At 56.5% G+C, this 20,564-nt stretch carries 18 protein-coding genes and 1 tRNA gene; 4 read left to right on the forward strand and 15 right to left on the reverse strand.

Features of this window, described 5'->3' with window-relative positions; genetic code table 11:
* Positions 1–469: 469 nt before the first annotated feature.
* Positions 470–1,477 carry a hypothetical protein gene (locus L21_RS12480; protein WP_143727306.1) on the reverse strand — a complete coding sequence of 336 codons (1,008 nt, stop codon included), beginning with the start codon at positions 1,475–1,477 and terminating at the stop codon, positions 470–472.
* The gene (locus L21_RS13945; protein ID WP_143727307.1) at positions 1,455–2,486 is read right to left on the reverse strand and encodes a hypothetical protein; all 1,032 of its coding nucleotides are present in this window, start codon (positions 2,484–2,486) and stop codon (positions 1,455–1,457) included. Before L21_RS13945 ends, L21_RS12480 begins: the two co-directional genes overlap by 23 nt.
* Before the next feature lie 191 nt (positions 2,487–2,677).
* Here L21_RS13945 and L21_RS12485 point away from each other — a divergent pair, with 191 nt between their 5' ends.
* Positions 2,678–2,887: a type II toxin-antitoxin system HicA family toxin gene (locus L21_RS12485; RefSeq protein WP_256713212.1), complete on the forward strand. Its 210-nt coding sequence runs from the start codon at positions 2,678–2,680 to the stop codon at positions 2,885–2,887.
* A gap of 116 nt (positions 2,888–3,003) precedes the next feature.
* On the opposite strand, the gene L21_RS12490 is transcribed toward L21_RS12485, so the two are convergent.
* The 3 genes from L21_RS12490 to L21_RS12500 form a co-directional block, all read right to left on the reverse strand.
* Positions 3,004–3,246, reverse strand: coding sequence for a hypothetical protein (locus L21_RS12490; RefSeq protein ID WP_074370785.1), 243 nt, complete (start codon positions 3,244–3,246; stop codon positions 3,004–3,006).
* 3 nt (positions 3,247–3,249) lie between these two features.
* A complete protein-coding gene (locus L21_RS12495; protein ID WP_074370786.1) occupies positions 3,250–3,699 on the reverse strand; it encodes an EVE domain-containing protein in 450 nt (149 codons plus the stop codon).
* Positions 3,700–3,777: 78 nt separating this feature from the next.
* On the reverse strand, positions 3,778–6,804 hold the full coding sequence (locus tag L21_RS12500; RefSeq protein WP_083609026.1) for a type I restriction endonuclease subunit R: 3,027 nt from the start codon (positions 6,802–6,804) through the stop codon (positions 3,778–3,780).
* Positions 6,805–7,043: 239 nt separating this feature from the next.
* Between L21_RS12500 and L21_RS14250 the strand changes: the two genes are divergently transcribed.
* Positions 7,044–7,664 carry a hypothetical protein gene (locus L21_RS14250; RefSeq protein WP_178377732.1) on the forward strand — a complete coding sequence of 207 codons (621 nt, stop codon included), beginning with the start codon at positions 7,044–7,046 and terminating at the stop codon, positions 7,662–7,664.
* A 121-nt stretch (positions 7,665–7,785) separates the two neighbouring features.
* On the opposite strand, the gene L21_RS14645 is transcribed toward L21_RS14250, so the two are convergent.
* The 6 genes from L21_RS14645 to L21_RS12535 form a co-directional block, all read right to left on the reverse strand.
* A complete protein-coding gene (locus L21_RS14645; RefSeq protein ID WP_178377733.1) occupies positions 7,786–8,232 on the reverse strand; it encodes a transposase in 447 nt (148 codons plus the stop codon).
* A complete protein-coding gene (locus L21_RS12515) occupies positions 8,129–8,470 on the reverse strand; it encodes an IS5/IS1182 family transposase (RefSeq protein ID WP_074370788.1) in 342 nt (113 codons plus the stop codon). The genes L21_RS14645 and L21_RS12515 overlap by 104 nt, the downstream gene beginning before the upstream one ends.
* 95 nt (positions 8,471–8,565) lie before the next feature.
* Complete coding sequence (locus tag L21_RS12520) at positions 8,566–8,937, reverse strand: DUF2513 domain-containing protein (protein WP_074370789.1); 372 nt, start codon at positions 8,935–8,937, stop codon at positions 8,566–8,568.
* Positions 8,934–10,370, reverse strand: coding sequence for a restriction endonuclease subunit S (locus tag L21_RS12525; RefSeq protein ID WP_083609028.1), 1,437 nt, complete (start codon positions 10,368–10,370; stop codon positions 8,934–8,936). Before L21_RS12525 ends, L21_RS12520 begins: the two co-directional genes overlap by 4 nt.
* Positions 10,360–11,352 carry an HTH domain-containing protein gene (locus L21_RS12530; RefSeq protein WP_074370790.1) on the reverse strand — a complete coding sequence of 331 codons (993 nt, stop codon included), beginning with the start codon at positions 11,350–11,352 and terminating at the stop codon, positions 10,360–10,362. The genes L21_RS12525 and L21_RS12530 overlap by 11 nt, the downstream gene beginning before the upstream one ends.
* Positions 11,349–13,391 carry a type I restriction-modification system subunit M gene (locus L21_RS12535; RefSeq protein ID WP_074370791.1) on the reverse strand — a complete coding sequence of 681 codons (2,043 nt, stop codon included), beginning with the start codon at positions 13,389–13,391 and terminating at the stop codon, positions 11,349–11,351. Before L21_RS12535 ends, L21_RS12530 begins: the two co-directional genes overlap by 4 nt.
* A 448-nt stretch (positions 13,392–13,839) precedes the next feature.
* Here L21_RS12535 and L21_RS12540 point away from each other — a divergent pair, with 448 nt between their 5' ends.
* The gene (locus L21_RS12540) at positions 13,840–14,277 is read left to right on the forward strand and encodes a hypothetical protein (RefSeq protein WP_143727308.1); all 438 of its coding nucleotides are present in this window, start codon (positions 13,840–13,842) and stop codon (positions 14,275–14,277) included.
* A 125-nt stretch (positions 14,278–14,402) separates the two neighbouring features.
* On the forward strand, positions 14,403–15,884 hold the full coding sequence (locus L21_RS12545) for an ATP-binding protein (protein ID WP_178377734.1): 1,482 nt from the start codon (positions 14,403–14,405) through the stop codon (positions 15,882–15,884).
* A gap of 263 nt (positions 15,885–16,147) precedes the next feature.
* Here L21_RS12545 and L21_RS12550 read toward each other — a convergent pair whose 3' ends face one another.
* The 4 genes from L21_RS12550 to L21_RS12565 form a co-directional block, all read right to left on the reverse strand.
* Positions 16,148–17,830, reverse strand: a complete 1,683-nt coding sequence (locus L21_RS12550; protein ID WP_074370793.1) for an AAA family ATPase — start codon at positions 17,828–17,830, stop codon at positions 16,148–16,150.
* On the reverse strand, positions 17,814–19,001 hold the full coding sequence (locus L21_RS12555) for an ATP-binding protein (RefSeq protein ID WP_074370794.1): 1,188 nt from the start codon (positions 18,999–19,001) through the stop codon (positions 17,814–17,816). Before L21_RS12555 ends, L21_RS12550 begins: the two co-directional genes overlap by 17 nt.
* Before the next feature lie 257 nt (positions 19,002–19,258).
* Positions 19,259–19,330: transfer RNA gene (locus L21_RS12560), tRNA-Ala, on the reverse strand.
* 58 nt (positions 19,331–19,388) lie between these two features.
* The gene (locus L21_RS12565; RefSeq protein ID WP_074370795.1) at positions 19,389–20,513 is read right to left on the reverse strand and encodes a nicotinate phosphoribosyltransferase; all 1,125 of its coding nucleotides are present in this window, start codon (positions 20,511–20,513) and stop codon (positions 19,389–19,391) included.
* Positions 20,514–20,564 lie beyond the last annotated feature (51 nt).

Raw genomic sequence — 20,564 nt, forward strand, 5'->3', positions numbered from 1 at the left:
AGATCGAAAAGATCACGGTACCGAGTCTTTTCTGATACCTCCGGGAATGCGTCAATGATCGTTAGTTTTTGGTATGTAACGGGTATGTAATCCACAACTCAGAGAGCCGGCCCTTCCCTCTTCGTAAAACTCCGGATGGAGCACTGCATCGTCATATCTCCTCGTATAACGCTTTGCTGGGTATGTAACCGGTATGTAATCGGGAGTGCGGGGCTCCGGGGAAACCACGCGATCGGTGTGGATATTATCACGGAGTTTCGGCAGAACGGGTGCCGCTCCGACTCTGGATCAGTGCGGGTGGCCTGCCGGGTGTGGATAACGTGATGCCGTGGTGATCTATGATGCCGGAGGACCCTGCGTATCTTCGTCGCATCCTTGATGCTGTAATAAGCATTGAGGAATTCTCTGAAGGCACCTCGCCGGTGGAGGACCTCAGGAGCCGCCGGTTGGAACAATCCAGGATATGATGTTACTTTATTGTTTCAAGTTTGAATAGTCGTTCAATTTCCGAAACAAAGTCTGCTTGGTTGTAGACCAGAAGACCTTCGGCAGCAGGTTTATTGTAGTTTAAATCTGTCTTCGAAATTACTTTCATCGATTTGGGCCATGTTGGGAATGGCAGGTTATCGTAATAGTCGCTACCTCTAGAACAATTAAGATATGTGAAATCCTTCCTTATATCGATGTATCTCCTGAATCTTCCCGGAGTGAATAGATCGTACATATTTTCCAAAATGTCCATCGTATCCCCCCCATATTCTTTTTGCTGCAATTGATACAATCTTCTCCAAAGTTTATAACCCTCAGATCTCCCCTTTTTCTTCGATAGTTCCACTAAGGCCTCTAACTGTTGTCGAAATATTCCGGGCACTTTTGTGTTAATGTCTTGATATACGCTGACATCCACTGAAAATTCTAAATCTCTTAAATTTACATTAAAATACTTCTGTCTTAGTACGTCGAGGTGTTTCAATTGGGCACTCATCTCGTATTCTCTTATATCTTCATCAGGATTCCGAGGGACATCGCGAGGGATGATCCTTTCCACAAGTGAATCCATAAGTCTATGATCTTCGAAGCGATATTCAACGTCGAGAATGTATAACTCACCTGGGTCTAACTCGGTTAAATTAATGCTAAAACCATCAATTGTCCTCTCAACGCAATCAAATAGTGGACATAATCCCCTCATCTGTGTCAACTCAACCCGTAGGGGGACGCCATGTGGAAAATCCACAGATTTGGGGTTACCAAAAAGACCTCTTTTGGGGGTGAGAGATAGTGAGTATTTTTGGATGCCATCGGAACACATGATGGTCATCTGCTGTCCTTCGATTTTGAAACCGCTTTCTAATGTTTTTTGTAAATTGCCAATATGCTTTACCATTGAGCGAATTGTTTGCACTACAAGTTCTTTCCCCGCAACTGTTCCAACCCCCGTCGCAATATCATAACTAACAGATGGATCTATCATCATTTTGACCTCCATTTGATTGTAAATTTAGTAATTTGTGGAGAGGCAGCTCGCACGCCTCCATAGCACAAATCTCAAAACTGATCGGAACCTTTGGATAAGAACTGTAATTTAAATCAATAATGTTGAGATTTGCCCTGAATTTTTTCTTTATGGGTTCAAGATTTAAAACATTTATTGGGTTCTTTAGAAGAAGCCTTTCGGAATCTGTGGACTTTAGATATATTAAAAAGCTCTCAAGTTCTGTAATAAATTTTAAGTTTTTGATATAGGCTACTTGAACTGTCGATTCATACTCCTCACTAAAACTAGAGTCTGTAATCAAGATATTCTCAAGTTCTTCGACAAGATCTTTAAGTCCCTTCACTTCTGCCTCATCAAGTACTTTTGAGAGTTTATCCTTTAGCCCAATCAATTTATCAAGAAGTTCCGCATGATCAGGATAACGGTTTTTTAGATGGCTTAACCCTTCGATGAAATCAGACCAAAAATTAGTGATAAACTCGCCGATACCATGAGGTTCGCGGATCCTTAATTCGGTCTCTTCCCTTTCTACAAGACTTAATACCGCGGTCCCCTCACCACAGTTGACAACTTGAATCCGATCAGAAGCATAGTACTTGCCACCTTTGTCCTTTTTTATTTCAATGACGGATGGTACATGAACCACTTTAACGTCTGGACGGAAACAATGAACTTCTCTTGTTATATGTCCTATATTCCCGCCTGCTTCCTCAAAAGTAAAATCAATTGTTATTTTTAGTCTATTCTCTAAAACTTTCTTTGTATTGAATACAATTCCAATATATCCGTTTTCCTCAAACTCATTGAAAACAAGAGGATTACTTTCGGAGAGACTTGGTTTTCCGTTGAATATCTCTGAGACCTCAAATGAATCTGGATATCTCACAGATATTTTCAAATCTTTCTCTTTTGACCAAATTACGTGAACTGGTAGTTTACTGCCTTGCAAGCAAGTGGAGGGAACAAATAATGATTTCACTGACTTCATGAAACCCAACCGTTGTATTGTATGTTTGTTGCATCTGTGATCGGAGTATATATCTTTTCTTATTAGCAATCGAGTTTGAACACGTTTCTCTAGTTTTAACTGGTAGAGTGTTTTGCTAGGACCCATCTTTCTGACTTAGGAGGGAGTGTTGGAATATATCCTCGTTGTCGAAGCCCATGCCTAGACCTCCAATGCTTACGCTCCAGAAAGCCACCAAGGCTCTGGAGAAGAAGGGGTTTGTGCTGGACCGTGTGAAGGGGAGCCATCACATCTTTTATCAACCGGAGACGAAGCGCCGGGTCGTCGTCCCGGTGCACGGGTGGGACCTTCCGCCCGGGACGCTCCTGGAGATCCTCAAGCAGGCCGGGATTGAGCGGGAGGAGATCGAGGATCTTTCATAGATTTCTTAGTAAAATTGAAATTTTTTCTTGGGTGTCAAGCCACTTTGGCGTTTCAGATCTTAAAACAGTAAACGGGGACCGGGACGGCGGTCCCGCCCCGTCGGACCCGGGGCCGGTCACGGGAGCGGGAGGAGGTGAAGGTTGCGATGTTCCGGAATGCGACGGACAACGTCCGGAGCTTGAGAAACCATATCAGGCTTCGAAGGTGCTATGCCCGGCTGGTGCGGGGAGTGGAACAGGGGGAGGGGTGAGGTGAACGACTGCCGGGACGGCAGGAGTTCGAGAAAACCGCGGGGTTTCGAGATCCGGGGCATGAGCTGCTTGGGAATCGAGAAGGTGACGCCGGTGATCTCGGACATCGGTTACGCCTCCACGCCGGCCCGCTTGAGGATGAGCCGGTAGTCGTCCTCCGGGATCTCGCGCATGGCTATGCGGAGGTGACCGCTCCACATCGTCTTGTTCGTGATGAATTTGAGATCCTCGATCAGCGGCTTGAACTCAAGAGGTTCGGCAAAGACTGCGACCGGCCGGACCTTCATGCGGAAGGGGAAGACCTCGTCGCCCATCTGCGGCGGGGTGACGAAAAGGCGGGAGTGGTCCTCGTAGGGCTCGGAGACGACTTCATAGGCACCGGTTATTGCCGAGGGAAGGATGGTGTCGCCCTCTTTCTCCTGCCGGACATATACAAGGATGGTGTCGCCGGGCTTCACCCGCTGCATGAGGGTTTTGTTCCGCTTTGGAACTCCCCAGACATGCTTTGCATCGAGGATCCTGGCGTTGTCGCGGTTGGAGGAAGCGATCCAGTGGGTCATATATCACCATGCATCGAACTGTTTTAAAAACCCTGGGATGCGGGAGAAGCCTCCCTGGAGCCGGTGCAGAACCGAGCGTTATCCGGTCCCTGCCACGATCTGGCCATAGATGCGGTTGAACATGTAATCCTTGAAGAGTCTGGCAAAACCCTCGTCGTCATTGATCTTTTTGAAGATCTCCTTGTTTGTAGAGAGCATCTCGACGAGTGTCTCCTCAAAGAAGTTATTGAAGGCGATGCGGACGTTCTCTCTTGAGTTGATCTCCGGATTGAACGTCTGCCGTAGCGTGGTATTATCTATCAGCCTTTTCTCCATGTCGTCGGCGAAGTAGGCGATTTTGTCCTCGTTGGTGAAGTCCGTGCCGAAGTTCTCGTTGATGTACTGGATGATCTCCGAGAGAGGGACTTTCTCTTCCGGCAGGGGATGCAGGGGCTTCTCGTCGGGCTGTTTCAGCGTCCCGTCCGCGTTGATCATGACCCTTCCGCTGCTGGTCTCCTGAATCCGGTACGAGTCCATATCTATGTTCTCTATCACATCGACCGGGAGACGTTCGTTCCCTTTCGGGAGGGCCTTCTGGAGGTAGCGGGCGAACTGGTAGTATTTTTCAAGCGCTACGTCCTGGAAGGTGATGATCTGCGAGAGGAAGGCGTAGAGGTTGACGAACTGCCGCAGCGTCTTTTTGAACGTCTCGCGGTCTTCCTTCTCAAGGTGCGTGTAGTTCTCCGCAACCGGCCGGATGATGGTGAGGAGCATCTCCTGCCTGCCCTTCTCCGCGAAGTATTCGTTGCCGAATGCCTCGACGTCGTCTGCGGTGTATATGGCGGCCTGGTCGAGTTGATACTGGAGGTCGTAGAGCCTGTTCGGGTCGGTCGGCTCCTCAAGGAGGGTCTTTTCGTAGTAGGGCGCAAAGGATTTCTCGATCTCCTGGGCGTCGTTTGCGAAGTCGAGCACCATCGTGTCGCTCTTCTGCGGATGGATCCGGTTCAGCCGGGAGAGGGTCTGGACGGCGGCGACGCCGGAGAGTTTCTTGTCCACATACATCGTGTGGAGCAGCGGCTGGTCAAATCCGGTCTGGTACTTGTTTGCGACGACGAGAAGCCGGTTCTCCGGTCTCTTGAACTCATCTGCCGTCTGCCGGTCGGGAAACCCGTTCATGCCGCCTTCGGTGAACTTCTCCTGGAGGTCGGGGTCCAGCACCTCGCCGGAGAACGCGACGAGGGCCTTGAACGGGAGGTGGTTCTCGCGGATGAGCCGGTCGAGGGTCCGCTTGTAGCGGACGGCGTGAAGCCGGGAGCGGGTGACGATCATGGCTTTGGCCTGCCCGCCGATCCGGTGCATCACCTCGTTTGAGAAGTGGTCGAGAATGATCTCGCACTTTTTGTTGATGGCGTGTTCGTGGAGATCCACGTAGGATCGGAGGAGGGCGGTCGCCTTCCTCCTGGGATACATGGGGTCGTCCTCGATCTTCTTGAGCAGGTTGAAGTAGACCTTGAAGGTGGTGTAGTTTGCGAGGACGTCGAGGATGAAGTTCTCTGCGATCGCCTGGTGCATGGAGTAGAGGTGGAAGGCTTCAAACTCACCCATGCGGTTCCTGCGCCCGAAGAGTTCGAGCGTCTTCTGTTTCGGGGTGGCGGTGAAGGCGAAGAAGGAGACGTTCTTCGGGCGCTGGGTGGCTTTGAGATACTGTTCGATCTGGCTGTTGACCAGGTCTTCGTCGTCGGTGTCGGGTTCTTCGTGGTACTCGGCCTCTTCGAGGGTTTTCGGGGAGAGGACTTCGCGGACGCTGCGTGCGCTCGCGCCGGTCTGGGATGAGTGGGCTTCGTCGATGATGACGGCGAACCGGTTGCCGGGGCGTTTTGCGATCTCGTGTATCGCGTGCGGGAAGGTCTGGACGGTGACGACGATGATGTCTTTGTTCTCGCTCAATGCTTCGGAGAGCCCTTTTGCTTTCCTGCCGGAGATGGTGGAGACGACGCCTTTGACCTGCTCGAACTGGCGGATGGTTTCCTGGAGCTGCTGGTCGAGGACTCTCCTGTCGGTGATGACGATGATTGAGTCGAAGAGCCGCCGGTCCTCGCCGTCGTAGAGGGTGGCCAGGTAGTAGGCGAGCCATCCGATGGTGTTGCTCTTGCCGCTCCCGGCGCTGTGCTGGACGAGGTAACTCTCTCCTGTGGGGCTTGAGCGGGCGTGGAGGACGAGGCGGCGGACGGCGTCGAGCTGGTGGTAGCGGGGGAAGAGGAGTTTTTTGCCGGCCTTTCTACCGTTTTCGTCCCGCTCCTCCACCTCGCGGATGAAGTGCTCGAGGATGTCAAGGACGCTCTCGGTGTTCCAGACCTCCTCCCAGAGATAGGCGGTGTCGTAGCCGTTGCGGTTGTTCGGGTTCCTCTCCGGGTGGTCGGGGTCGGTCGGGTCGCCGCGGTTGAACGGGAGGAAGGCAGTCTTCTCGCCCGCGAGGCGGGTGGTCATGCAGGCGAGGTTGGGGTCGACGGCGAAGTGGGCGAGGCACCGTCTGTGCGCGAAGAGCGGTTCTCTCGGGTCGCGGTCTTTTCGGTACTGGCGGATAGCGTGCTCCACGGTCTGGCCGGTGAGCGGGTCTTTGAGTTCGGCGGTGAAGATGGGGATGCCGTTGACGAATATGGCGAGGTCGAGGGACTGCTCCGTCCGGGCCGAGAAGTGGAGCTGGCGGACGACCGAGAAGACGTTCTGCTGGTAGAGGTTCCGGTGCGTCTCGTTTAAGGTGGAGTTCGGCTTGAAGTAGGCGAGGTGGAAGGTGCAGCCGAGGTCGCGGACGCCCTTTTTGAGGACGTCGATGGTGCCCCGCTTCTCGATCTCGGACTTAACGCGGCCGAGGAACTCCCGGCGGGTCTCGGTCCCGCGCTGCTGCTTGAGTTTCTCCCACTCTTTGGCCTGGGTGGCGTAGATGAAGCCGCAGAGGTCGGCGGGGATGAGGCAGAGGTCGCGGTCGTAGTCGGCGCTGGTGCGGAGGCGGTAGCGGGAGCCGGGGTTGACGAAGGGGTTCTCTTCGTCGAGGGTCGGCGGGAGTTCGCCGGTGAGGGTTTTTACGATCGTCTCTTCAAAGTCCGCTTCGGTGATTTTCGCGACCATCTGCCTGAGTGCCTCCTCTCCGGCATCCCGGGGGCGCGGGGGCCGGTTTTGTGGCTGGTAATGGTAACTGGGCGATGAGAAGACATCAATTTATTGATCGGGTCTTTTGCCGGGGCCGAATAACAGAGCAAGATCGATACTGTTGAATACGGCGGGACGGATTTACTGGTATGCCTCTCACCATCGATGATTTCCGAAGAGAACTCGGGGAGTGTCTCACCCGGGCGGAAGCGTCAGGCATGACCGAGATCACGATCCGGGCAGGCGATCTGCACAAGGCTCTGAGCGGTTGTTACGGATCAAACCACCGGATGCCAGTCTGCTGCTCGGCGATGTACCAGGCGATGGAGATCGGAGACGAGATCGTCAAGGCGCCACTAAAGGGAAGGGGTGCGAACCTGTACATTCGTTATCACCTTCCCCGCCCCGGAGCGGTCGAGAGGCAGGAGAACCTTCGACAGGTACTCCCCCGGAGCCCGGAGCCGCAGGTCTTTGCAGACCTTGAATACCTGATGCTCCGTCATCCTGAGTATGCAGCGCTTGACCAAATCCGCGATCTGGCCAGGGCCACGCCTGCAACGGTGGTCAGCATCTGTCGCACGATAGCCGAACATATTACGAGGATGGTCTGCACCCGGCAGGGCATTCAGGTCAAGAGGATGACCCTTGATGAGATGTGCGGAATAGTGAAAGCTTACGAGTTCCTCGACTCCCGCGCCCTTGCCTATCTCAATACACTCCGTATCATGGGAAACAAAGCAGTCCATGCCGAAGCGGAGTTCCTGGAGCAGGACCGGATTATCATCTGTTCTATTCTCCACGAGTACCTGCTTGCCGTGCTAGAGGAGGATCTTATCTAGAAGATAGCCGAGGTCATCCCAATATTCTCCCGATCATGACCGCACATGCCAGGTGAATCAATCCCATGAATCAATGCTCATATCGCTCGTAACGCGGAACGATCTTTTTAAACGCCTCAATTCAGCTGAAGAACCGTTCGACGGCGCTGCGTTTTTTGTAGAGTTCCCGATCGAACCAGACTGGTCTCCCGCGTTTTGGATGTACCCAGGATCTCTTATTTACCGGGATATTGCTCTTGATCCCTCGTTTCCGGTTGTACTGACGAATTTCCCGGGCATCGTAGGCTGCATCTGCGGAGATGATCGTGGGATGATCCTGCACCTCGGGGATCTCAAACGCTTTGAGGGTTGGCTCGTAGAGACGGGAATCATGGACGTTAGCAGGGGAAACTGCGCAGACAAGCGGGAGACCGTTTCGATCGACCAGAGCACTCAGCTTGTTCCCGTTTACCTTTTTATAGCCATCATAGCCGGTCGAGCCCCTTTTTAGCGGGAATAGCCTTAGTATCGGTAGAACAGTGCGAGAGATCGATTTTTTTGATCTCGTACCCCGACCGGAGAAGGTCAAGGAAGATCGCCTGGTACACGCCTTCCTCGCAGAGTTCAAGGTGGTACCGATGAACCGTCGATTTGGTGCCGTAGTTCGCCGGAACATCGAGCCAGGTGCATCCGGTGGTCAGAACGTACAGGATACCGTTGAACAACCCGCGGGGGTCACACCGCGGTCGGCCAATGTGCGGCTTCGTTGGGGGGAGGTATTCCCGAACAATCTCCCAGAGATCATCGTCAATTTCCCGGAATGCCATGATCTTTGATTTTATTTGAGGGGCCTTATAATTTTAGGATCGCCTCGCCAACAAAGAACAATATTTTGAGGGCAAATTTATTGGTAGTTTTGAACTTACATAATCGCCTGACACAACTGAAGTTCAATCATCTTCACGAGAATCGTCTTGATGACATCAAACGGAGCGCTCTTCACCTGCTCCCCGATTATGCCCATCGCTTTCTTCCACAGCCCCTCATCTCGACTGGCATCGAGGAAGTCATGACCTGCCCAGGTCATGCGGAAGATGACGTAATCTTCTGGTTTTACTGAGTCCATACTGTAAGAGATTTCTGCCTCAATTAACCCGGCATCCTTAAGAAGGTAAACGTGGTATGCGATCTCTTCAGGTGAGTAGTTTTCTATCTGTATATTTGCAAAATCATCACCGGTTGAAGATTCTATCTGGAGTAAGATTTGCCGCACCAGTTCCATATCACGTTTCATGCTGCCTCCTCGCCCCGGACGTCGATCTTGCCGGTGACGGCGGCGGAGATGAGGGCGGTGCGATATTCCTTAAACAGGGCAATTTGCCTGTTTGCACGCTCAAGGATTTTATCAGGCATGGCACATTTTTTGTCGATGAGAGCCAGAATCTGCTGTTGCTCAGAGACCGGTGGACACAGAATTTTAAGCTGTGGAAGTTTACTGGCCTTAATTCCGAGAACTGTTGACCCAGTGCTCTGACAGAGCATCTGATTCTGAAAATACGGGGATAATACTGAATAAAGCACAAAGCGCGGCTCGAAAAGGGAAGGGTCCATCCGGAAACGAATTACACGCTGTGCAAGAGCAATATCCTCTCTATCAACAAGTGCCGCATATCCAAGCGGGGCCTCGGTAGTCAGTAGTAGATCGCCAAGCCGGGGAAGCCCTCGCCGCATGATGGTGAGGTAGTCTATCTCTGAAACAAACTCTCTTGAGGCTTCATAGTCAATCCAGCCCTTGCGGATATTCTTTGCTGTCACCAAGAAAATTCCGCTTTCAGTCTTTGTTGGCGTCGCGCCTCGATAGTCTGCTTGCTCAATGGCACAGCGTGTAAACGCCCGAACCTCCCAATGAGCCGGCACCTTCCCGATCCACGCCACCCCCGAATCCTTCATCTCCGCGTCCGGGTCGAGCCCTTTCGTCACGGCGTGGGTGATCAGCGCCTGTCGCTTCTCCTCGAGAAGTTCGATGAAGCGGTGCTTTTTCTCGATAAGGGCGTCGATCCGGACGGTCTCACGGTCGAGGAAGGCGACGATGGCCTGTTGTTCGGGCAGAGGGGGGAGTAGCCACGCAGCGTTAGCATACTTTTCCCCGTTAACGTTTTCAATCGTTGACGAGATTGCCGTCACCTGGAGAAAGTCTGCGAAAGCTTGGGTCTTAGTGAAAAGGAATACGAATTTCGGCAAAACATTCTCAGATGGAACGAAACGCACAAGGTACCCGGCATAGGCGCAAGGTCCGTGCTCCCCAGAGTCATAGAGAAAGGCACGACCAACAGTTCCGCTACGTGAGATGAGCACGTCCCCACCTTTAAGTAAGTAGTCTTTTACTAACTCCTCTGGGACGAAGACACCTGTTTCCTTGAGATGCCCATCCTCAGTTATATCGGTGGTGCGAATGAAGCGAACCCCTGTTGTTGTATAGGCAGTTGCAGCCACGTTTGCGCCGTAAAGTGCTGATCGTAAGCACAATGTCTTTAGCCGCCGCACCTCCCAATGCTCCGGCACCTCCCCAAGCCACTCCACCCCGGAGTCCTTATACGCCGGATACCGCTTCCACGCCCGCACCTGCGTCGGGTCGATCGCGAACCCCTCGCCATCCGCCGCACTCATGCCGCCACCCCTGCGCCGCGACCGGGACTCCCCCCGGCGTTCCCGGTCGTCATTCTTCACCCTCCTCAAGGTCGATGAGGTCGTAATTCGTCCGCAACACTCCGATATCGTGCTCGATGAGCAGACTCACCATCTGCTTGCCGTTCATCAGCGCGATAGGTGTCTTGTCCGGCTGCTCTGCTTCCTGCCGGGCACCCGCGGAGAAGTCGCCTGTGGTGATGATCAGCCCCTGCTCGTGCGCCCCAAGAGAGCCCCTGACCTGCTGGACGACCGGCGCCTGGACGTTGTTCTTCCAGCGCTTCACCTGGACCGCCATCTTTGTCTGGATGACGTCGCCGGCAACAAGTGTCCCCCGCACGTCGATGCCCCCGTCGCCGCTCGCCCGCGTGACCGCGACATCCTCAAACCCGATCTTTGCGAGCAGTTCGCCGACAAGTTCTTCGAATGCAATGGGGCCCATCGTCCTGATCCGCTGCAGAAGGCGTTCCCGCACCTCCCGGTTGTGCGCCTCGATCTGGTAGGGAAGACCCCGTTCGTGCCACCGGGTCAGCCCGACGTAGCCTTTGCCAAACTTCTCGAACCTCGGGAGTTCCCCCCGCTTGATCTGCCGCTGGATCTCGGTGAGGATGCCGGCATACATCGTCGATTCAGGCGTCAGCCCTTCGGTTGTGATCAGATGGAGGTCGAGAGCCTTTCGGGTGATATCCCGGTAGTGCATCGGCTGCCCCCCGGCGTACTCCTCCAGCACTATCTCGGCGGCATCGAGGAACGACAGGGAGGCCGGTTCCGGATCAGGTTCCGGAGAGGGAGGGTGACCACCAATCTCACGACACCCGAAGGTACCGGGCGCCGCCCGATAGAATCTGGACCGGTCCCCGTTCTTCTTGATATCCACGGTGATCCTGGCGTTGACCGAGTCCCAGGGGGTCAGCCCTGCGCTCGTCCAGAGGCCCCGATCAAGCATCCGCTGCGTGATCTCGCGGTAGTGGAGCGGCTTGCCCGCTGCGAGGAGCACCTCGTATGCAGCGTCGAGAGCGCTCATCCCATCATCTCCTTCACCATCACCAGGATCTCCGCTTCGAGCTCCTTGATCTCCGCCTCGATCTCCTCAAGCGGCCGGGGCGGCGTGTAGGTGTAGAAGTAGCGGTTGAAGTTGATCTCGTAGCCGACCTTCCCGACCTGGCCGTCTCTTGGATCCGTCACCGACTCGTTGATCCAGGCATCCGGAACGTGGGGCAGCACCTCGCGCTCGAAGTATTCGTAGACGGACTCCGCGAGCGGGACGTTCTCGGTGTCGCGGAGATCGGAGTCGGCCTCCGGCATGCCTTTCGCGTCGAGGCAGGCAGGCGCCGTCTCGTCGCGCTCCGAGAGCGCCGAGATGATCGCCTTCTTCACCGCACCGTCGAGCTTCACGCCGCGTCTCCTGAACCCTGCGACCAGAACCTTCTCGAACCGCTGCCGGTCGGTATAGACCTCATCGCCGGCCATCTCCCTGAGCACGGAGAGCACCAGGTCCTGCTGCCGTCTCCCTTCGGCGACCTCGGCAGCCCCGGCGTCGCCTTTCTTCTTGCTCGCCGCAAGCCTCTCAAACGCACCCTCAGATCGCAGGCGTTCGATCCGCTCCTGCGAGATACGGAAATTGAGGCGGAGCGGCCGCTCGACGGTGATCTTCCGGTACCCGAACTCCGTGGCATCAAAGATCTTCACGATCTTCGACTCCTCGAAGGCTCGGAAGAGTCTCGTGATCTCCCGGATCTGTTCATCCGAGATCTCGTGGCGCTTGTCCCCGAGACTTCTGCGCATCTTCACGAAGCAATTGGTCGCATCGATGAGCTGCACCTTCCCCTTCCGCCTCTCCTCCTTCCTGTTCGAGAGCACCCAGATGTAGGTATTGATCCCGGTGTTGTAGAAGAGCTGGCCCGGCAACGCCACGATCGCCTCAAGCCAGTCGTTCTCCAGAACCCAGCGCCGGATCTCGCTCTCGCCCGAGCCGGCATCGCCGGTGAAGAGCGGTGAGCCGTTCATGACGATCGCGATCCTGCTCCCGCCGTCCTCCGGGGCCTTGCGCTTGGCAAGCATGTGCTGCAAAAAGAGGAGCTGTCCGTCGCTGATCCGGGGGAGGCCCGCCTCGAACCGCCCGGCCGTTCCGCGCTCAAACTCGGCCTTGATGAAGTCCTCCTCCTTCTTCCAGGACTTCCCGTAGGGCGGGTTGCAGATCATGTAGTCGAACTTCATCCCCGGATGCCCGTCCCTTGAGAACGAGGAGTCGGGCTTGATATTGTCCGCGTCGCGGTCGTCGCCCTTGATCAGCATATCGCTCTTGCAGACCGCGTAGGTCTCGTCGTTCGTCTCCTGCCCGAAAAGCCAGATGTCCGCGTTCGGGTTGATCTCGGAGATAATGTGCTCCTTGGTGACCGAGAGCATCCCCCCGGTTCCGCAGGCCGGATCGAGGACCGTCTTGATGATATGATTGTGAGCGAGCATATCCGCGTCGCCCGCGAGCATGAGGTTCACCATCAGTTTGATCACCTCGCGGGGCGTGAAGTGCTCACCGGGATTCTCGTTGTTCTGTTCGTTGAACTTCCGGATGAGTTCCTCAAAGATGTAGCCCATCTGGTGGCTGCTCACGCGGTCGGGGTGGAGGTTCACCGTATCGGAGGCGAACTTCTGGACGAGCAGGTAAAGCGACCCTTTCTCGTGCAGCGCCTGGATGGAGTTCCTGATCTTGAACCGGTCCAGGATATCCCTGACGTTCTCGGAGAAGCCGTTGATGTAGTCGATCAGGTTCTTATGGATATTTGCCGGATCGTCAAGAAGCCGTCTGAAATCATATTTTGAAACGTTGTAAAAGGCATAGCCCGACTCGTGCTTGAGCACAGCGTCGAGGTTCTGGATCTCGTCTTTTAATTCGGTGTATTTCTTCAGCACATTCTCCTTGGTCGGCGCAAGCACGCAGTCGATGCGGCGCAAGACCGTGAACGGAAGGATCACATCCGGGTATTTTGAGCGTTTAAAATCGTCTCGAAGGACATCGTCTGCAACATTCCATATAAAACTGGTGATGTGCTGAAAATTCTCCATATAATTATCCGATGGCGAGAAAGTGTATTAAGAGTGATTATTTGCGATCACACTGGTGATTCGATGAAATTCAGAAAATCTGAGTAAACTCGTATCTGTCCACTTATCATGGGGCTTCTCGATACATTGGCAAAGGCGTTCGACCTCTGGCTGCCGGTGGAGCAGCGCGAACAATCCGGAAATGATGTTCCGCATTCACCTCAAGGATGCAAAGTGCCCGGAGATCTTCCCAATCAATCCAGACCTTCTTCTGGCGGGATGGGATGCTGAAGTAGTCCTCCCGTCCCCGGCGGCCCCGCTGAGCATGCTAACGGCTTTTTAATCATTTTTTTGGGCAAGTTTTCAGTCCTACCGGGATGAGAAGCAGGCTCAGTTAGAAGAAATTACGGAGAACAAAACTCCTCTCGCCGGTCAGGGGACGTCTCTCGAAACCCAGGTGGCGAAGATATTGGAAGAGATCGGTTTTGCAGTGCAGCCCGGGACGACCAACCGGCATGATCATATTGTTGAGTACAACGGAAGGTCAGCAGTCGTAGAAGTGAAGGGTCGGACGAAAAGCGGAAAGGAAGAGGACTCACGGCAACTGGAAGTCTGGGTGAGCGAATATCTGTTGGAACACGGTGAAGGGTCGAGTTGCAAGGGGATCTTATTTCTGAACGCATATTGCGACACTCCACTTTCAGAAAGAAAAGGAAAGACGATCTTCCCTGACGGCATGCTCTGGTATTCGGTAAGTAACGAGCACTGCTTGATAACGACGACACAATTACTGCGGCTCTATTACCATCTCCAACAGCATCCTGAAGCAAAAGAAAAACTGATCGAGGAGATGTTTGCCACTGTGGGGGTATTCCAAAAATTCACCGAGCCTGATGCCATAGAATGATAGTGTCAAGCGACTCTTCCCTGCATCTTCCGGGACGAGGAAGCAGCAGCAGGCGCCGAAATAATCCAGCCAACTGAAATAATTACCTTTATCATCCTCCCTTTTGAATGGTTATCTATCGATATATGACCCAGGACGAGCTCTCCTCCCCCGACCAGCACCCGTCAGAAGACATGACGTTAGTAGCCGAGCCGGACTATCCGGGACAGTACCCATACGCTTCCCTCGATGAGTTCCTGTCACTGCACGAGGGGAGACACCTCGACTTCAAGGAGGCGGTATCGGAATCGTTCTTCAAACTGCTCTCAGCCTTCTCAAATACCGAGGGTGGGTTCGTCATCCTCGGGGTCAATGACAAGACCCGCAAAGTAACAGGCTTTGACTGCAAGGGAGAGAAACTGTCCGAACTCGCAAACCGGATCAGCGACGGCCTTGGCATACACCCGGTCATCGACGAGATACCTGCAGAAGGCAGGACAATCCTCATCATCAAGGTGAGCCCCCAGAGAAAGCCGATCTCCTACAGGGGAGTGTACTACACCCGGGTCGGCGACACCGTCCGGGAGATCGATCCTGATGAACTCAGGAGAAAGTTTCTGGAAGATACCAGCTGGGAGGATCTCGTGGGCGGCTGCACCCTCGACGATATCGATGACGAGACGGTGCAGAACTTCATGGACCTGCTCCGGGGCCGTGTTGCAGGAAGCGGGATCCCCGACATCAAAGACAAAGAAACGACTCTTCGACGCCTCGGCCTGATCACCCCGGATGGAAACATCACCAATGCTGCGTACATCCTCTTCGGGAAGAATCCCCAGTCCCGTTTCGGAAACGCAGGACTCCAGATCTCCCGGATAAACGACGAGACCGCACTGATCAATCCGAAGAACTTTTCGGGGAATCTCTTTCAGCTCCTGGAATATGCGGAAGAGTACCTCCTCACAGCGCAGGCGGTCGTCTACGATCCATCCGGCAATGCAATCATCGATTCTTTCAGGAGAAAAGAGATCCCCGAGTACCCGGTAGCAGCACTCCGTGAAGCGCTGCTGAACCTGCTTATTCACCGCGACTACTTTGATAGCAGAACCCCGAGCATCATACGAATGTATGACGACCGCATTCAGTTCCTGAACCCTGCCCGTTTCCCTGCAGATGTTACGCTCGAAAAGATCCTCTCGCAGCACTACCCCTACCATAGAAACCCGAAGATCGCGGATATCTTTGCAAAAGCAGGATATGTGGAAAAATTTGGTACCGGCCTTGAGAGGATCCGGGCCGAACTTTCCCGTGCAGGGCATCCCGCTCCGGAAGTTGACTACTCATCTATCGGGTTCAGTCTCGTTCTCCGGAAAGACCCCTACACCCGAGAGCGGCTCGATTCACTCGGGCTGAATGAACGGCAGATTGCTGCCGTACACTACCTGAAAAGCAGAGGATCCATTTCAAACCAGGAATATCAACAACTCAATAATGCGAAGAAGGCGACCGCAACGCGGGATCTTAAAGCGATGGTTCATAGCGGCATTCTCCGCAAAGAGGGAACGACCGGACCGAACGTGCGCTACTCCCTGACATACGCAAAGAGAGAGGGCAGCAAGGGTTCATAATGGGATCATAATGGGATCATAATGCCCGCTCCCCATATTCTTAAACAAAATCTGTGCCCCGGATTTGCAAAATATCCTCAATTTGTAATTACGTAATGGGATCATGATCTTCTCAAGACCGCAGTTGTCACCCCGCGCCGCACCGCAGGAGTTCATGGTCTCCTTTGAATCACTGATCTATGCAGGATATGCTGTGAGAAAAGCGGGAGCCGTAATACTCCTCTAGAGCCCAACATACTACCGCACTAAAAAGTATCAGTTGGTCAGGTTGGCCCCCCCAACCAACCCCTACCCCCCACCGCCAACTCCTCCGACCCCGTGATCGCCCGGACAATCCCGGCAACGACCGCCCGCTCCTCCGGCTGCAGCCTCGTATAATACAGCCTCGTATCCTTCGCCTCGACGATCGCCACGGCATCCGCGACCGGCTTCAGGAACCCCGCATAGCCGGCACCCCCGGACGCGATGATCTCGCGAACGGCGCTCCCGACCGCGGAGACCTCCCCCTTCCTTACGAGCCGCTTCAGGAACCCTGCCGTCATCCCCCGTGCCGTTGCCGGGTCCAGGCGGCCCGCGTGCCCATACGCCGCCCGGATCAGGGAGAGGCCATTTGTCCGGTTCCCGGCCAGCAACTCCTCCCCCGCCAGATCGAGCGCGAGGTGCACGAACCGGCCCGGGTCGTCGGCCTCTCCTTCAGCCCCCTTTAATGCCGCCAGTGCATCCTCCCGCCTCCCGGCCGTGGTCCGGTCCGGCAGGGCTTCGCCTTCCATGACGCCCGGCGCCCCCCGGTATCGTGTATCGGCGGGAGCCGGCTGCCCATACCAGGCCTCCAGGAACCCGATGAGGGCAAATACCCGGGCACGGCCGGCCGGCTCCCGCATCGCCCGCCACAGCGCAAAAAGCCGATCCCGGGCCTCGTAGGTCGTCCTCTTCTTCATCGGGCGGGAGACGACGTAGCCGTCGGCCTCCAGCCTCCGGACCTGAGCGTTCACCGTCGCGAGGTTCAGCCGGGCGCGCTCTGCGACGTCTTTCGGGGTGAGCGGGGTCTCTGCGGCGAGGATCGTATCGAGGATGAGCCGCCGCTGCCCCGGAAGCCTCCGGAACACCTCCCGGTAGTAGGGCGTCTGCTCGTCCGCCAGCCTGAAGAAGGCCTCCGCCACCTTGCCGGCCCCGCACAGCGAGAGGATCTCGTACAGCCGGACCACCAACCCCGGGTTGCCGCCGACGAGGTGCCAGAGGGCCTTGATGCCGGGCTCGTAGTCCCCGAAGTTCTCGATGAAGACGGTGTTGCCGTCGACCTCCGCGACCCTCCGCATGAGGTCCTTCGAGCCGGCGCAGTCGAGTTCCCGGAGGTGAAAGACCCGGAAGAAGTTGTAGAACGGTTCCTCATGGTCGAGGACTCCGGGGAAGAGCGACGGCGCCGACGCAATGACCGAGAGATTATCTCCCCGCTGGAAGACCGACCGCAGCGCCCGGACCTCGCGCCTCTCCATCTGGGAAAAGGCCTCGTGGATGTTCTCGACGAATACCACGACCTGCCTCTCCCCGGCCGATGCGGCGATCCTCTCGACCGCGGCCTCGCGGACCAGCGGATCCTCGCCGAGCGCGGCCACATCGGAGGTCTCGACCCCCATCCCCGCGAGCACCCGGAGAAAGAAGTCGGACGCCCTGAAGATCGAGAACCCCTCTCCTGCAAGGTGTACCGGGATCATCCGGTCGGAGAGCTCGTCGCGTATCCTGTGGCAGAGCAGGCTCATCAGGTGGGACTTCCCGGCGCCCCGGTCCCCGACCAGGAGGAAGAACCGCGGCGTTCCGGAGCCGGACGCCCGGTCTATTTCGTCGAAGAGGTTCTCCAGGAGTTCCTGCCGGCCGACGAGAAGGTGCTCGAGCGTCTCCCCCTCAAGGGCCGCAGGGAAGTAGCGGTAACACCTACCAGGTGCCGGCATAATAGATCCTCCACCAGTCCCTGAGCATCTTCGAGTAGAACCGCAACTCGCCGGGAGTCTCCGAAGTGACGTAGAAGTCGTGGTTCAGCTGTGCCAGCAGCGCTAAAAACGCATCCTCGCTCTCTGATGCGGTGCTCTGCAAAAAGATCTCGTAGGCAATACCCACGGGCAGGGACTCCGCGAGACTCACCCTGCTCAAGATGGCGCGGGCAGCCTTCGCCTCCTGCCCGGAGTAGGTCGTCTGGAGACGGCGCGAGTAGTGCTCAAAGTAGTGGCGACCCTCGCTGCCGAGGATCCTCCTGTTGTAGACCCTCTCGACCAGCGCCGGGGAGGGCACCCCTCCGGAGATATCCACCTCTTCCTTCAGGCCGGAGAGGACGATCATGAGGAAGTAGGGGATGTAGGGCTCGCCCACACAGTCGAGAACCGCTCGCCCGATCTCCGGAGAATAATCCCACCCTTCCTCCCCGAAGATGCGTTCGACGACGGAGAGCGCGACATCTCCGCTGAACCCGCCGATGGTGACCCTCCGGAAGTCGTTTATGACCGGGGTCCCCCCGATAGGGTAGACGACGTGGTCGATGCTGACCGAGCCCCCGACGATGAACCTCGCCCCGGGCGAGACCTGCCGCAGCCGCCGGAACCACTGCAGGAACTTCCTCGCGTCCTCCTCCTCCATGTTCTGTATGGCAACCGGGAACTCGTCGAGGATGATGCAGACCGGCTCGGTGAGCCCTGCAAAGATCTCGTCCACCTTCTTTGCCTTCTCGTGCCAGTCGTCCGAGAACTCCGCTCTCAGCCGGCTCCGGAGCTTTGCCCTGAAGGCCGGGGTCTCGATCTCATCGATGTTCTCCTGCACCAGGGCAAACGCCTTCCCGAGCGCCGAGGAGATCCGGGCTCTGGGGGTCGCTCCCTCGCACTCGACGAGCGCCGTGATGAGATCGGTGATGAACTCCCCCGGAGAGTTAACGTTCTCGACCTCAAGGAAGACGCACGACTGGTGCTTGCTCGCGAGGTCTCTCTCGATCTTTCGCATGATCGAGGTCTTGCCGAACCGCCGGGGGGCGACGAGCATGACGTGGTCGTTTGTGATGGTGCTCAGGATGAACGCGGTCTCGCGCTCGCGGTCGACGAAGTCGTCGCCTGTTGCGGGGCTTCCTACGGGCAGCATGTATGACACCTGACAGATCAGGTATATAACAAATCTGTTATATAACAGATTCGTTATTCTCCGGGTAGGTCTGCCTGGGGAGGGCAGGGGGGCCGGCACAATCTTTGTGCCGGTATGTACGCAGCGGCACCTGGACAGGAAGAACGACAACGGACCGCGACAGCAGGCGATCGTTGAGCAGGAGAAGTGCTGGAACAGTTGAGAGAAACGGTACGGCGAGATGCATCTCACAAAAAAACACTCTCAAAAGAACAACATGGACCGAGCGGGAATTGAACCCGCGGCCTCTTCCATGCCAAGGAAGCGATCTACCCCTGATCTATCGGCCCCTGTTACCCTACAATGTTGATCGCGATCACATAATAAGGATTGGGGCGGGCCGCTCCCCTATCCCTCCCCGGCAAGGGTTGAAAGCCGCGAGAGCACCCGCTCCCGCGCATCCTCCATCTTCGGGCGCACCAGGGCGACGCCGCCCCTGATGCAGGGGACGAGGAGCCCCACCCCGCCCTCCGGCGCGGGAGCCCCGAGGGGCAGCGTGACCCGCCGGCCGGCCACCTCATAGACCTGCTTTGCGCTGCTCCGCTTCCCGCGCTTCGCGTAGGGCCGGCCCTTCATCTCCACGATGTCCATCGCGAAGTCGACCACCGGGGCGTTCGCGATCGCGCCCCCGACCCCGAACGCGTCGGCGATGTCGCGGTAGGCCGCGACCTCATCGCGCGACAACCCGCCCGAGAGGAAGATCTTCACGTCCGGGTAGCCGTGGACGTCGAGTTCCCAGCGCACCTCCTCGACGATCGCCCGCAGGTCGCCCCGGCGCGACCGCGGCGTGTCGAGCCGCACCGCCGTCGCCCCGCATGCCGCCGCCCGGACCGCCTCGTCCGCCTCGTCGGAGAAGGTGTCCGCGAGCATGATCCGCGGCACCTCCGGCCCCGCCCCGCGGTCGAACGCGCACCAGGCATCCTCCTCGCGCGGGTAGCACATCACGAACGCGTGCGGCATCGTCCCCGCGAGCGGGATTCCCTCCGGCGCACAGGTGTTGCTCGCCCCGTCCACCCCGCCGATCCAGGCCGCCCGCTCGATCATCGCCGCGATCGCCGGATGCTGCCGGCGCGAGCCGAAGGAGAAGACCGGTCGCCCGCCGGCGGCGAGCTTCATGTGGGCGGCCGCCGACGCCACCCCCGAGGCGTGGCAGAGGAACCCGAGGATGGCGGTCTCGTAGACCGCGAAGTCCCGGTAGCGCCCGGATATCCGGAGCACCGGCTCGTTAGGGTAGAATATCGAGCCCTCCGGCATCGCGTCCACGTCCACCGGGAGGCCTTCGAGCAGGTTGATGACGTCGTCAAGCCCGCAGAAGACCCCCCACGGGTCCGGGAGCGCCGCCGCCGTCACCTCCATCGCAACCTCGGGGTTGATGCCGTCCCGCTCCATCACCTCCACGACCCGCCGGAAGTAGATGTCCGTGCACTCACCGTTCTTGATGGCGTCCTCGCCGACCACCAGAAACCTGCCCATGGATATTCCGGTTGTCGCGATGGCGTAAATCCTTATTGAACTGATCCGACG

Origin of the sequence: Methanoculleus chikugoensis, from assembly GCF_900095385.1 — an archaeon.
Lineage (GTDB): Archaea > Halobacteriota > Methanomicrobia > Methanomicrobiales > Methanoculleaceae > Methanoculleus > Methanoculleus chikugoensis_A.

What these genes read in the sequence shown, in the direction of transcription:
- L21_RS12480 (WP_143727306.1), bottom strand. Translation starts at nt 1,477, where the DNA reads ATGATGATAGATCCATCTGTTAGTTATGATATTGCGACGGGGGTTGGA.
- L21_RS13945 (WP_143727307.1), bottom strand. Translation starts at nt 2,486, where the DNA reads ATGAAGTCAGTGAAATCATTATTTGTTCCCTCCACTTGCTTGCAAGGC.
- L21_RS12485 (WP_256713212.1), top strand. Translation starts at nt 2,678, where the DNA reads ATGCTTACGCTCCAGAAAGCCACCAAGGCTCTGGAGAAGAAGGGGTTT.
- L21_RS12490 (WP_074370785.1), bottom strand. Translation starts at nt 3,246, where the DNA reads ATGTCCGAGATCACCGGCGTCACCTTCTCGATTCCCAAGCAGCTCATG.
- L21_RS12495 (WP_074370786.1), bottom strand. Translation starts at nt 3,699, where the DNA reads ATGACCCACTGGATCGCTTCCTCCAACCGCGACAACGCCAGGATCCTC.
- L21_RS12500 (WP_083609026.1), bottom strand. Translation starts at nt 6,804, where the DNA reads ATGGTCGCGAAAATCACCGAAGCGGACTTTGAAGAGACGATCGTAAAA.
- L21_RS14250 (WP_178377732.1), top strand. Translation starts at nt 7,044, where the DNA reads ATGACCGAGATCACGATCCGGGCAGGCGATCTGCACAAGGCTCTGAGC.
- L21_RS12515 (WP_074370788.1), bottom strand. Translation starts at nt 8,470, where the DNA reads ATGGCATTCCGGGAAATTGACGATGATCTCTGGGAGATTGTTCGGGAA.
- L21_RS12520 (WP_074370789.1), bottom strand. Translation starts at nt 8,937, where the DNA reads ATGAAACGTGATATGGAACTGGTGCGGCAAATCTTACTCCAGATAGAA.
- L21_RS12530 (WP_074370790.1), bottom strand. Translation starts at nt 11,352, where the DNA reads ATGAGCGCTCTCGACGCTGCATACGAGGTGCTCCTCGCAGCGGGCAAG.
- L21_RS12535 (WP_074370791.1), bottom strand. Translation starts at nt 13,391, where the DNA reads ATGGAGAATTTTCAGCACATCACCAGTTTTATATGGAATGTTGCAGAC.
- L21_RS12545 (WP_178377734.1), top strand. Translation starts at nt 14,403, where the DNA reads ATGACCCAGGACGAGCTCTCCTCCCCCGACCAGCACCCGTCAGAAGAC.
- L21_RS12550 (WP_074370793.1), bottom strand. Translation starts at nt 17,830, where the DNA reads ATGCCGGCACCTGGTAGGTGTTACCGCTACTTCCCTGCGGCCCTTGAG.
- L21_RS12555 (WP_074370794.1), bottom strand. Translation starts at nt 19,001, where the DNA reads ATGCTGCCCGTAGGAAGCCCCGCAACAGGCGACGACTTCGTCGACCGC.
- L21_RS12565 (WP_074370795.1), bottom strand. Translation starts at nt 20,513, where the DNA reads ATGGGCAGGTTTCTGGTGGTCGGCGAGGACGCCATCAAGAACGGTGAG.